At 36.6% G+C, this 12,103-nt stretch carries 11 protein-coding genes and 1 other RNA gene; 2 read left to right on the forward strand and 10 right to left on the reverse strand.

Annotation, left to right across the window (positions count from 1 at the left end; all coding sequences use genetic code 11):
• Positions 1–2 precede the first annotated feature (2 nt).
• The 7 genes from ACQKM9_RS14920 to ACQKM9_RS14950 form a co-directional block, all read right to left on the reverse strand.
• Positions 3–1,742 (reverse strand): EAL domain-containing protein, encoded by a 1,740-nt coding sequence (locus ACQKM9_RS14920; RefSeq protein ID WP_427735133.1) that lies wholly within the window; start codon positions 1,740–1,742, stop codon positions 3–5.
• A 78-nt stretch (positions 1,743–1,820) separates the two neighbouring features.
• An RNA gene (gene rnpB, locus ACQKM9_RS14925) (RNase P RNA component class B) lies at positions 1,821–2,210 on the reverse strand.
• A gap of 65 nt (positions 2,211–2,275) precedes the next feature.
• Positions 2,276–2,602: a cell division regulator GpsB gene (gene gpsB / locus ACQKM9_RS14930; RefSeq protein ID WP_427735134.1), complete on the reverse strand. Its 327-nt coding sequence runs from the start codon at positions 2,600–2,602 to the stop codon at positions 2,276–2,278.
• Between the two features lie 112 nt (positions 2,603–2,714).
• Positions 2,715–3,932 (reverse strand): ribonuclease H-like domain-containing protein, encoded by a 1,218-nt coding sequence (locus tag ACQKM9_RS14935; protein ID WP_427735135.1) that lies wholly within the window; start codon positions 3,930–3,932, stop codon positions 2,715–2,717.
• A 28-nt stretch (positions 3,933–3,960) separates the two neighbouring features.
• The gene (locus ACQKM9_RS14940) at positions 3,961–6,240 is read right to left on the reverse strand and encodes a DEAD/DEAH box helicase (protein ID WP_427735136.1); all 2,280 of its coding nucleotides are present in this window, start codon (positions 6,238–6,240) and stop codon (positions 3,961–3,963) included.
• A complete protein-coding gene (locus ACQKM9_RS14945; protein WP_427735137.1) occupies positions 6,218–6,598 on the reverse strand; it encodes a YppE family protein in 381 nt (126 codons plus the stop codon). Before ACQKM9_RS14945 ends, ACQKM9_RS14940 begins: the two co-directional genes overlap by 23 nt.
• Before the next feature lie 73 nt (positions 6,599–6,671).
• Complete coding sequence (locus tag ACQKM9_RS14950) at positions 6,672–6,848, reverse strand: hypothetical protein (RefSeq protein ID WP_427735138.1); 177 nt, start codon at positions 6,846–6,848, stop codon at positions 6,672–6,674.
• A 163-nt stretch (positions 6,849–7,011) separates the two neighbouring features.
• On the opposite strand from ACQKM9_RS14950, the gene recU reads away from it, so the two are divergent.
• Together recU and ACQKM9_RS14960 are read left to right on the forward strand one after the other, a co-directional pair.
• Positions 7,012–7,614, forward strand: coding sequence for a Holliday junction resolvase RecU (recU, locus tag ACQKM9_RS14955; protein WP_427735139.1), 603 nt, complete (start codon positions 7,012–7,014; stop codon positions 7,612–7,614).
• 35 nt (positions 7,615–7,649) lie between these two features.
• Positions 7,650–10,265, forward strand: coding sequence for a PBP1A family penicillin-binding protein (locus ACQKM9_RS14960; RefSeq protein WP_427735140.1), 2,616 nt, complete (start codon positions 7,650–7,652; stop codon positions 10,263–10,265).
• 62 nt (positions 10,266–10,327) lie between these two features.
• Here the strand turns inward: ACQKM9_RS14960 and ACQKM9_RS14965 are convergent, their stop codons facing one another.
• Genes ACQKM9_RS14965 through ACQKM9_RS14975 form a run of 3 tightly spaced genes read right to left on the reverse strand, consistent with a single transcriptional unit; the run spans position 10,328 to position 12,069 of the window.
• The gene (locus tag ACQKM9_RS14965) at positions 10,328–10,681 is read right to left on the reverse strand and encodes a YpoC family protein (protein WP_427735141.1); all 354 of its coding nucleotides are present in this window, start codon (positions 10,679–10,681) and stop codon (positions 10,328–10,330) included.
• Positions 10,678–11,337, reverse strand: a complete 660-nt coding sequence (gene nth / locus ACQKM9_RS14970; protein WP_427735142.1) for an endonuclease III — start codon at positions 11,335–11,337, stop codon at positions 10,678–10,680. Before nth ends, ACQKM9_RS14965 begins: the two co-directional genes overlap by 4 nt.
• Positions 11,338–11,346: 9 nt before the next feature.
• Positions 11,347–12,069, reverse strand: a complete 723-nt coding sequence (locus ACQKM9_RS14975; protein ID WP_427735143.1) for a DnaD domain protein — start codon at positions 12,067–12,069, stop codon at positions 11,347–11,349.
• Positions 12,070–12,103: the final 34 nt, after the last annotated feature.

Genomic DNA, 12,103 nt, shown 5'->3' on the forward strand with positions numbered 1-12,103 from the left:
TGTTATTTCCCTTCTAACTGTTCTAATTCCCAAAATTCTAGGAACTCGGTAAATTCATCTAAAGGTAATGGCTTTGAGTAATAGTATCCTTGGATCATATCACAGCCCATTTTACGTAACAGCTGAACCTGATCCCTTTGCTCTACTCCCTCAGCAATTACCTTCATATGTAAACGATGCGCCATTTGAATAATGGCATCTACTACTGCTTGTTTATCATCTAACGAACAAATATGTTGTATAAAACTACGATCAATTTTTAAATAATTTAATGGAAACTGCACTAAATAGCTAAGAGAAGAATAGCCTGTCCCAAAATCATCTATCGAAAGTTTAAAACCTAATTGCTTTAAGAGTACTAATTTTCGAATCGTTTCTTTTTCACTGTTCATAACCGTGCGCTCAGTTAGCTCAATTTCAAAATAATACGCCGGGCAATTATTTTTCTCTAAAATTTGCATTATGGATTCAATGAAATTACTTTGATGAAAGTGAATACTCGATATATTCAATGCTATTGGCATATTTTTTATATTTTGTGATTTTAGTTTTAAATAGTCCTGACATGCACGATTAATAATACATTCACTAATCGGAATAATTAAACCTGTTTCCTCCGCATAAGGGATGAATTCCCCTGGTGAGACGAAGCCTAATTTTTCATTTTGCCAGCGTACTAAAGCTTCTACTCCTACGATTGCACCTGTTGTAACAGAAACTTTCGGTTGATAATGTAATTCGAAGCTGTCATTTTCTATTGCTTTTCGTAACTCGTTATCTAGGAGCAACACACGTTTGCTGTCTGTTTGTAGTTCGTCAAAGTAAAAAGAAAATTGACCTCTTCCATTTTGCTTTGCAAAATACATTGCCTTATCAGCTTTGGTTAATAATACTTCCGTATCATCTCCATCATGCGGATAAATGCTAATTCCTATACTAGTGGACACATATAAATTCTGGTCTTCCACCGCAAAAGGTTGTTCTAATAATTGGATAATCATTTCGGCCAAATGTACAGCTTCTCTAGGATGATGGATATTTGTTAATGTAATAACAAATTCATCACCGCCGTATCTGGCTAAAATATCTTTATTTTTCAATAGTGATTGTATTCTTTTTACTACTTCCACTAACAAATAGTCACCAACTGCATGACCAAGCGTATCATTTATTTGCTTAAAGCGATCTAAATCTAAAAATAAAACAGCATGTTGATATGAGCGTGTAGAGGATGATTCTAGTAAAACTCTCATTCTCTCAGTATAGGCAAATCTATTTGAAACACCGGTTAATGAATCTGTCATTGCACGTTTTTCAAGCTCGTCTTCAACGTCCTTTTGTTCTGTGAGGTCGGAGAAAACACCGCAGTAGTTCGTAACTTCACCTTGCTTATTACGAACTTCCATGATTGATAGCCATTCTGGATAGACATCACCGGTTTTACGACGATTCAATATTTCACCTTGCCATTCACCTTTTGAGTACAGCTCGTTCCACATGCTTTTATAAAAATCACTGTCATGAATGCCTGATTGTAAGATAGCAGGGCTATGTCCAACAACTTCTTCTTTTTTGTAACCCGTAACAAACTCAAAAGCTGGATTCACATTGATTATTTTCTTTTTTGGATCAGTTATCATGATTCCTTCAGAAATTGTTTCAAATACTTTTTGTAGTAATTCATCAGAATAGTTAGAAATAGTGTTTTGGTTAATAATCTCTTTTGTAGATATTTTTTCCATATTCTTCACCATATTTCCAAAAGAAAGGCCCTCCAGGAACTGGAGAGCCTGACTGTTCATGTTTAACATCATTGAAAGTTCAATAAGCCATGTTTTGTGCCCGAGTACTCAAACGATTTACATCTCGTACAACCGGGTAGTAATCATCTATCTACGTGAGATGCAAGCATTCACGTCTCTCCATCCATTCATTTCCTTCAGGAGAGTGCCCCTACCATAATTTGGGTTTCTCACTCGTGGGGTTTACCTCGTTCCACCTGTTACGTTTCCGCACCAGCTTCGTCACTGTGGCACTTTCAGAGAGTTTCAACCATATCTTATAAAAGACTTAGGTTTTCCTCCCGCCGTCAGCCAAAAGACTGCCTTAGCTTATTTATTCACTAAGCACGAACACTACGGTCATCTCAGAACCGTGCGAGCATGGACTTTCCTCGACAATGTCAAGCATTGCAGCGATTACCCGAAAATTCATGATGATGTTTTTCATTATAATATAAAAACATATTTAACCCAATACGACCAAAGACCTATATTCAATCGTATAGTTTATCTCCGAAAACATGTTTTTCCAAGTTCGAGATTCTTTTCAAAATATCAAAGTTTGTATTAGCAGTATGTTGTGGTTGCTGTTGTTGAACTTGTGCCGGTGAGTGGCGCTTAGCACTTTGGGTAGCCTCAAGTTCTTGTTTCAACATGTTAATCTCTTCTTGCTTCTTAGCTAGAATTTTTTCAAAGTTCTCATAATCTTGAATTATTTCATCTAAAAATTGGTCTACATCATCTTGACTATAACCTCTTAAACCAGTTTTAAAATCTTTATCTAAAATCTTTTTTGCTGATAATTTTGTATCCATATACATCGCCCTTCCATCGCAACATAAGTGTTCTTAGTATAGCATATTTCTTAAAGACAATGCTTACTTACAGTCATTTCCTAACGTTTTTTGTCGAAAACTGCGATTGCCCAGGAAATTACCTCTTCCTTTCAAGCCGATTTTTCCGTTTTTGTATGTCCGCAAGTCTTGAAGTTTTAGATTCCTTAGTCCACAGTGAGCTTTCGGTTACAAGCTTTAATGCTTGATTTGTCATTTCTATTGCAAACTCATAGTTTTTATCACGGTGTTCAAAAATTTTCGCTAGCTCAATGAGTGCAATAATTTGCTGCCTTCCTTGTAAATACGGTAAAGCTTGCTGAAATGACTTCCGTGCTTCTATATAATTCTGTTGTTTTTTTTGCTGAAAGCCTAGATGGTAATAAGCATTGGCTGCTTCTTCACTCGTATATTGATGCGTTACTTGCTGCAAAAGTTCCTCACTACGATCTATTTCTCTTAAGTCAGCATACCATTTACCAATGTTTGTATACGTTGTAGCCGATTCTTCTGCATTATTTTCACAAAGTAAATTGGTCGCCTGCACATACAACGTTAATAATGACAATAAATCCCATTCATTATGCTGTAGTACTTTTAGTAAGGCATCAGGCTGTCCGCTTTTGACCGCGTCCAAATAAATAATCGGCGCTAAATAACCCGGCACATCGTCTTGACGAGTGAAGCCTAATTTTTCTTCTTCCACTTGAGTAAGTTTCATACGTGCTATGTCATTTTTCCAAATACGTTTTGAGCCATGTAATAAATCGAGATGATCGTGCTCTTTTAATGGTGGTAGGTCTTTTTTGTTTAATGTCCAGCGAGTTTGTAACTGTGGCCAATCGAAACTTTTACCATTATACGTAATAATGGTTTTCCTTCCTTGCCAAAATTTCGATTCAAACAAAAATGCAACCTCATTACTCGGATCAGCTAGTACATACTGCTTTAATGTAAAGCCTTCCTCAGACTCCTCAAGTAAACCATTCAAGAAAATATGAGTACCTACGCCTTTTAATCCTGTTGTTTCAGTATCGTAGAATATAAGATTATTAGCATCCGTTAAAGATATAGGATGTGAGTTTTGTGTTTGTTGCCACTTTTCAAAAGCATCATATAACTCTCCTAGATAAATGGCACCATGCTTATAATCAAGAGGATAATGCTTCTCTAATAAAAAGACTACACCAAAATCATTTTCTATCATTTTTAAACCAGCATCTTGCCATATTCCTGCATAATCAGGAACGTCTGGCTTTAGAATTGGTTCTTTTTCTATTACCTGTTGTGTACTATTTTTCTTTAATAGTTTTTTCATTTGAAGTATTTTATTTTCATACGACATATTAATCATCCAACTCTTCTAATAGAAATGATTTCAAAAAATTCAATACTTGGTTTTTACCTTTATCACTTAAATCTTGTGCACCTATACAAGAAGGGCAACCATTTTGACATGGACATGCATCAACATGTTCAAACACATGCTGAATAAGTGGCTCCCAAATATCATACACCCTTTCGCTCAACCCAATGCCACCCGGATAACGATCATAAACAAAGAATGTTGGTTTCTCTGAATGCACCGCCTTCACTTGAGGTATGACATGGACATCACTGCGATCACTTTGAATGAATAATGGAATAAAACTGTTCATCGCAAACGCCACACCTGTCATAGCGCTTGTTAAATCATCTTCTGTCCAGTTTGTAGGCTGCTCAAATGATAACCAAGTAGAACTCGTATGAAGTTCTTCAGGCGGTAGATGAATTGGGCCAGAGCCAATATTATCATGTGAGTCAAATCTAATTTTCTTAAAAATAGTTGCAGTAGCCAGAATCATAACATCACCAAATGCTGCTTCTGCTTGGCCAAGATACTTTTGCTTATCCTCACTCATAACTTTTAATTCAACAGCTAGATTAGCATCTGTAAAATAATCAACATCCACTTCACGGACATAAGCTTTCTTCTCTTCCCAATCAAGTTTTTCTACCTGAAATTGCACACCTTGATGTAAATATATAGCTTCTTCATGAAGTAGTGTAAGCGCGCTATATCGATCCATTTCTCCAATTACACGAGTATTTGCGGGAATAGATTGATCTATGATGACGACATTTTCTTGCGATGCTGAACGCAAACTAATTTCGTGTGCTGGGAAACTATCACTCATCCAATGCCACTGCTCGGACGTTTTTATAAGAACGCCTTCTTGTTGTAGATATTCCAATAACTCTTGAATCTCGAACTCTCCGTACATATCTGTCGTTTTAAAAGGCAACTCAAAAGAAGCACATTTTAAATGATCCATTAAAATGAGCATATTGTCAGGATAAATACGGGCTTCTTCCGGAGAACTTCCTAATAAATAATTAGGATGATTTATAATGTATTGATCTAATGCGGTAGATTGTGCCACATAAACAATTAGTGCTGCATCTTGCCTTCTGCCTGCACGCCCTGCTTGTTGCCATGCACTCGCAATATTTCCAGGGTATCCCGTCATAATACAAGCTTGCAATTGACCAATATCAACTCCGAGCTCTAATGCATTCGTACTCACAACTGTTTGAATGGTGCCATCACGTAAACCTTTTTCAATTAACCTTCGCTCTGAAGGTAAATATCCTCCTCGATAACCTCGAATTGATTCATCTTGGATTTTCTTTTTCGTCAATTCCTTCATATACGTAACAAGCATTTCCACTCGCACACGACTTTTAGCAAATATAATTGTTTGAATTTGTGCTTCATATAATTTTCTAGCTAAATCTCTCACTTCTAAAATAGCACTTCTTCGAACACCGAAAGTTGGGTGAATAATTGGTGGATTATAAAATAGGAATGTTTTTTTCCCGACAGGTGCCCCATTATCAGAAATTAATTGGTGTTTTGTGTTCGTTAGATTCTCTGCCAGTTCTTTCGGGTTTTTGATTGTCGCTGATGTACATATAAAGATTGGATTACTCCCATAAAAACGGCAAATACGTTGCAAACGTCGAATAACGTGAGCAACATGGCTTCCAAATACTCCTTTATATGTATGCAACTCATCCAGGACAATATACTTTAAATTTTCAAATAGCGAAACCCATTTCGTATGATGAGGTAATATCCCTGAATGTAACATATCGGGATTAGTCATAACAATATGACCAGCCTTACGAACCTTCTGACGTATGCCAGGTGAAGTATCTCCGTCATATGTGAAGCTTAAAACTTCCTCTCCACTTTGCTCTATCAACTCATTCAAATCACTTTTTTGATCTTGTGCAAGAGCTTTTGTCGGGAATAGATACAGGGCACGTGAGGCTTTATTTTCTAGAATAGCTTGTAAAACGGGTAAATGATAGCAGAGGGATTTTCCAGAGGCAGTTGGTGTGACGGCCGTAAAAGATTGCCCAGTAGTCGCATAATCGAATGCTTCTCTTTGATGCGAGTAAAGCTGATTAATACCACGCTTTTGTAAAGCTTTTACTAAAGAAGGGTGTAATTTGTCGGAAAAAGGAACGAGCTTTGCTTGCTTGGCATCAATTGTATGTCGGTGCTCAATTCTCTCCATCATTTCCGGATACTGTTGCCACTCTGCTAATAGCTCATCAATCGTTTTTTTCTGCAACATGTTGTTCACCATCCTCACGCAAATAGCGTAAAAAAGTTTCTAATGTATATTTCACCGATTGTATAGATTGATAAAATCGTTTTTTACTCGTTGTTTTATAAAAAGACTGCACCACAAATTGATCCATCGCATCTAGCGCATTATCAATTTGTGTTTTGTGCATATATTTAGGTTTATTTAATAGTATCCATTTCTCAGACTCTGACTGCCAAGTTACTAATATTGCATGCCAAGCATCAGCATGTGGTTTAACTTCAAGAAAAAAATCTGGAGATGTGTCCTCCTCTCGCATACGTAAAAATCGTTGCCAACATGCATCGCATTCTTTTAATAATTTTTCTGTGGTAGATAATAGCATTTAAACACACCTCCATTTTCATTTTAAGTATTCATATAATTTCAGTGTATCAAAATATCGGAAAAGAAACTACTTATGCACGAACAAATATTCCTTTAGATTGTTTTTCAAGATTACTTAGGCGGTGTTGAACTGTTGCAATGTCATTCATATGTTTTTGAATTCCGGTGTGACGTTCCACAGACATTTGTGCTTGTAGTAACTGATCGATTAATTCAAGTTGAGTAAGTAAATGAGATATTCTTTGCATCATAATCGCCTCCTAGCGTTATGATTTCCTTATAAATTGAAATAATCCTTTCCACAAGACAAAACAAGTGCGAGTTCGATATAAATAGAAAAAATCTCTGTCATTTCTGCTATAATTTTTGTTCATAAAAATATGTTATTATTATTGTTAACGAGGTGGTCAAATGGCAATTCGCTATCCAAACGGAAAAAAGTATACTCCACCAACTTCTGAAGTAAAAAAAAGGAGAATAAAGGATTATTCCTATAGCAATCGGGGCAAAACTTTAGAAGATGAAATTGATGAAGCAAATGATTTTTATTTACAAAGACAAATAGCAGTCATCCATAAGAAACCTGTTCCGGTACAAATCGTCAAAGTAGAGTATCCCTCAAGAAGTGCGGCTGTTATACGGGAAGCATATTTTAGAACACCTTCTACTACGGACTACAATGGTATATATGAAGGTTACCATATCGACTTTGACGCCAAGGAAACGGAAAGTAAAACATCTTTCCCTTTAAAAAACGTTCATCCGCATCAGGTTGAACATATGACAGTTGTTGCAAAGCAGCGAGGTATTTGTTTTCTATTAATACGTTTCTCTTCCATGGAACGTTATTTTGTAGTACCTTTAGAAATGCTGCAAAATGCTTGGACTAGAATGCTTACAGGTGGTCGCAAATCAATTTCTTTAGTAGAATTTGAGGAACAAGCAATTGAAGTAACACCAACTTATAGTCCACGTATCGATTATTTACAAGCAGTAAGTAAGATGCTGCCATAAATTATGAATGTTTGTTAGAAAGTGAGGAGAATTTAATGGGGCAAGAAATTAATTCTCGAGGACAAAGAAGAAAAATGCGCGATCAAGAAAAAAAGCAAAAAAAACCAATGAAAGTTTGGCTTAAACGTCTTTTAATAGCAATAGTATCCGTAGGTATTGTTCTATTTATTGCAGGCGCTACCCTATTTGCATATTATGCAGCTACCGCACCTGACTTAGATGAAGAGTTACTAAAGGATCCTGTATCATCTAAATTCTATGATTCTGACGGAAAAGTATTTTATACGATGGGCTTAGAAAAGCGAGAACATGTAGCTTATGAAGACATCCCTGAAGATATGAAAGATGCTATATTGGCGACGGAAGATGTTCGCTTCTTTAGTCACAACGGAATTGACTTTTATCGCCTTGGAGGTGCTATTCTAGCCAATTTAACACAAGGCTTTGGTGCACAAGGTGCTAGTACATTAACACAGCAAGTTATTAAAAACACATTTTTACAAAATGAAAAAACACTTAAGCGTAAAGCACAAGAAGCTTATTTAGCTATCCAATTAGAGCGTGAGTACTCTAAAGAAGAAATTTTCGAAATGTACTTTAACAAAGTATTAATGTCCGGTCGTATTTATGGATATGGTACTGCATCAAAATACTTCTATGGGAAAGAGTTAAAAGATCTAAAACTAGAAGAAATGGCTCTTCTAGCAGGTATGTCACAGCTACCTAACGCGTATAATCCGTTCAAATATCCTGAAAATGCCGAAAAACGTCGTAATACCGTTTTAGGTTTAATGTATCAACACAAAAAGATAACAAAAGAGCAAATGGAAGAAGCAAAAAGTGTCGATGTTGAAGTTGGACTATTACCTGAAAACAAACGTAAAACAGTATCAACGTCAAAATATGATGCGTATATCGATATAGTCTTAAAAGAGCTTGCTGAAAATGGGGATGGGAAGTCATTAGAAGAAGGGATTAATGTCTATACAACATTAGATTCTTCAGCTCAAAAAATTGTTGAATCTACTATGAATTCAGATATATTCCCTACAAAAGAGATTCAATCAGGGATGGCAGTAATTGATACTGAAACTGGTGCAATTGTAGCTGTCGGAGGTGGCCGTAATTATGGACCTGAACGCGGTTTAAACTATGCTGAGGCTATTAAAAACCAACCCGGTTCGACTATGAAACCACTAATGGACTACGGTCCTGCAATCGAAAATTTAAAATATTCGACAGGACAAACCATAACGGATGAAAAAATGTTCTATACTGGTACTTCTAAACAAATTAATAACTTTGATAAATTATATAAAGGGGATATGACTCTTCGCGAAGCCCTTTATACTTCTCGTAACGTACCTGCTGTAAAACTTTTCAAAGAAGTGGGACCAGATAAAGCGAAGAAATTTGTCAATAATTTAGGTATTGAAGCAGACGAAATTTATGAATCTGATGCCATCGGTGGTGGTAAAATCAGCTTATCTCCAATAGAAATGGCAGGAGCATATGCTGCATTCGGGAATAACGGTATTTACACTTCACCACATTCAATTAAGAAAATTGTCTATCGAGATGGGAAAACAGCAAAATCATATACTCCAGATCCTACACCTGCTATGAATGATTACACTGCATATATGGTTACTGATATGCTACGTGATGTAGTTGGTCCAAAATACGGTGCATCTGGAACTACAGCAGCTATTCCAGGCTTAGATATTGCCGGTAAAACAGGTACAACAAACTATGGTGCAGATGAGTTCCAAAAATATAATCTACCTGAATCGGCTGTTCCAGATTCTTGGTTCGCAGGATATTCAAGTAAGTATTCTATTTCTGTATGGAGTGGCTATAAAAACCGTAAAGATCCAATTACTACAACTGATGAACGATTATTGTCACAAAGATTATTTAAAACAGTAATGAGCCAAATTTCAGCGAATACAACAACACCAAACTTTAAAAAACCAAATTCAGTTGTAGAAGCTAAAATTGTGAAAGGTTCAAATCCGTTACAATTAGCAAGTTCAAGTACACCAGCAGATAGAACGTCCACCGAATTATTCGTTAAAGGAACAGTTCCTACAAATACTGCTCCTGTAGAAGAAGTTGAGAAGTTAGAAGCACCTACTAACTTAAAAGCAACATTCGACGAAGAAGCCAATGCAATTAACTTAACTTGGGCACATAAAGAACCTAAAGATAAGAGTGTTACCTTCGAAGTTTCAGTGTCGGTAGATGGTGGTGGTGAACAAAAACTAACTCAAACGAGTGATAAGGCGTACACATATAGCACGCCTCAAGATGGTAAAACATATGTCTTCTCAGTAATAGCAATTGCAGATAATGAGAAGAGTGAGGCTGTTTCGACATCGATTCAAATTCAGGCGGCACCTCCTGAAGAGGAAGTAACACCTCCTGAAGAAAATGAACAACCAGAAGTGCCTGAAGTACCTGTTGTACCAGAGGAACCTAATGAAGGTGATAATGGTACTAACAATCCTGATAACGGTACACCACCTGTAGATAATACTGAAGGAATAAAACCTGATGAAGATGAAGAAGAAGTCGATACCAGTGGCACAAATGATGACCCTAGTAATGATAATAAACAAGCTACAAACAGTAACGATCAATATCAATAATATGAAAAGAGCAGCAATCTCCATTGGAGATTGCTGCTCTTTCTTTTATATAAATTTAACTGTCAATCCTTTTTAAGACGTAGACGAGCCATTCTCTTTTTCGTTTCAATAAACAATTCATCTAGTTGACGATAACATGCATACTGACCTGGTCTTCGTTTAATGAATTGCAAACGTTCAGCACCATTTATCGGCAAAGCTTCATATTCATCGGATAGTTGAATACTCTCTAATGTAACATTAGAGGCTTTTATGATAAACGTTTCATACAAACCGATTCCTTTTTGCATTATATCTTTTGCTTTGCCATCACGGGCAGCATGTGAACTATGGATTTCCTCTCGTAATATCTCCCAGTTAGCTAGCCATTGGTCAACTTGTTCTTTAGAAATAGCCTCTTTTCGGCATACTATCATCGCTTAACAAGACCTTTCTTATCGCGTTTTTGCCCTTCTCTACAGACGTCAAAAAGTGGGCATACCTGGCATTGAGGATTCTGTGATTTACAGTGATAACGTCCAAAGAAAATTAACTGATGATGTGTTTTCGACCATTTTTCAATTGGGGTTTTTTTCATCACGGTTTCTTCAACTTGCAATACCGAATCTTTCCAACGACATAAACCTAATCGTTTTGCAACTCTTTCGACATGGGTATCTACCGCAAGTGCCGGGACGTCAAATGCGACAGACAAAACAACGTTCGCTGTTTTTCGCCCTACGCCCGGTAATGTAACAAGCATTTCCCTATTGGCAGGGATTTCACCATTAAATTCTGTTAATAGAATATGGCACATCATTTGAATATTTTTAGCCTTACTACGAAATAATCCAATAGAACGAATATCTTGCTCTAACTCTTCTAAAGGTACCGCTAAATAATCTTCTGGCGTTTTGTATTTTTGAAACAACTTTGCTGTAACTTTATTAACTAACACATCTGTGCATTGCGCAGATAGTAATGTGGCTATCGTTAATTCGAAAGGATTATCATGTACTAGCTCACAATGAGCATCCGGAAACATCTTTTCCATTTCCTCTAAGCAATAATCCCATTGTTTCTTCGTTAGCATGTGTACCCCCTATTCGCGTTCTTCTAACCAATTGTAGAATGGCACTTTTTTTGTTTGTTGTGGTTCAACCTGGGGTGGTTGTGGTCGTGTTGGTAAAGTATTTTGCCGGAAATTTTGCGCTAGTTTTTCGGCATCTTGAGGTGTTTTGACATTTTTCTTTTTCCATTCGAATAAAATCCGGTCAACATAACGTAAGCTTAGTTTTTGTGACAAAACAGCTTCAATTAATGCTTTGCGAATCACTTCTGGAGAATGACCATCTTGATCTAGCCACATTGAGATTGTTTCAGATTCCATTGGTGATAGAAATCGTCCAAACTCTTGCTCAAATAAGTTGAACAGCTCGCCTTCTTTTAACTTCGAGCTCACCTCTACCTTTTTAACTGTTTTTTCCGTTATACAGTCGACTAGACGCACCCATAATGGCTGTAAATTAAAGGTTTCAAATAATACTCCAAGCTCGTCCACTTTTTGTAAAATTTCTATAAAACCTTTTTGCATTAGTCTTTGTAAACTCGAGGCTATTTCATCCTCAGTTAAATGCATTCTATTCGCTATATCTGTTGGTGTAGGAAATTTATTCCCGTCTTCATGAAATGCAGTCAAATGCATAATAAGCATGGCATCTAAATCTTGGATGCCTAACTCCTTATAAAACTTAAAAAAAAGCTGAGAAATAGTAACATTTCCCTGCTCTATCCAAATTCGGAGTCGATCAGCTTCGTTCGTCATTATCGAACTCCCCTTTTTTGTCTGAAAATTAACA

It is taken from the genome of Viridibacillus sp. NPDC093762 (genome assembly GCF_050279675.1).
In the GTDB taxonomy this organism is placed as follows: domain Bacteria; phylum Bacillota; class Bacilli; order Bacillales_A; family Planococcaceae; genus Viridibacillus.

Coding starts and splice junctions, on each gene's coding strand:
- ACQKM9_RS14920 (WP_427735133.1), bottom strand. CDS start 1,742: ATGGAAAAAATATCTACAAAAGAGATTATTAACCAAAACACTATTTCT.
- gpsB (WP_427735134.1), bottom strand. CDS start 2,602: ATGTATATGGATACAAAATTATCAGCAAAAAAGATTTTAGATAAAGAT.
- ACQKM9_RS14935 (WP_427735135.1), bottom strand. CDS start 3,932: ATGAAAAAACTATTAAAGAAAAATAGTACACAACAGGTAATAGAAAAA.
- ACQKM9_RS14940 (WP_427735136.1), bottom strand. CDS start 6,240: ATGTTGCAGAAAAAAACGATTGATGAGCTATTAGCAGAGTGGCAACAG.
- ACQKM9_RS14945 (WP_427735137.1), bottom strand. CDS start 6,598: ATGCTATTATCTACCACAGAAAAATTATTAAAAGAATGCGATGCATGT.
- ACQKM9_RS14950 (WP_427735138.1), bottom strand. CDS start 6,848: ATGCAAAGAATATCTCATTTACTTACTCAACTTGAATTAATCGATCAG.
- recU (WP_427735139.1), top strand. CDS start 7,012: ATGGCAATTCGCTATCCAAACGGAAAAAAGTATACTCCACCAACTTCT.
- ACQKM9_RS14960 (WP_427735140.1), top strand. CDS start 7,650: ATGGGGCAAGAAATTAATTCTCGAGGACAAAGAAGAAAAATGCGCGAT.
- ACQKM9_RS14965 (WP_427735141.1), bottom strand. CDS start 10,681: ATGATAGTATGCCGAAAAGAGGCTATTTCTAAAGAACAAGTTGACCAA.
- nth (WP_427735142.1), bottom strand. CDS start 11,337: ATGCTAACGAAGAAACAATGGGATTATTGCTTAGAGGAAATGGAAAAG.
- ACQKM9_RS14975 (WP_427735143.1), bottom strand. CDS start 12,069: ATGACGAACGAAGCTGATCGACTCCGAATTTGGATAGAGCAGGGAAAT.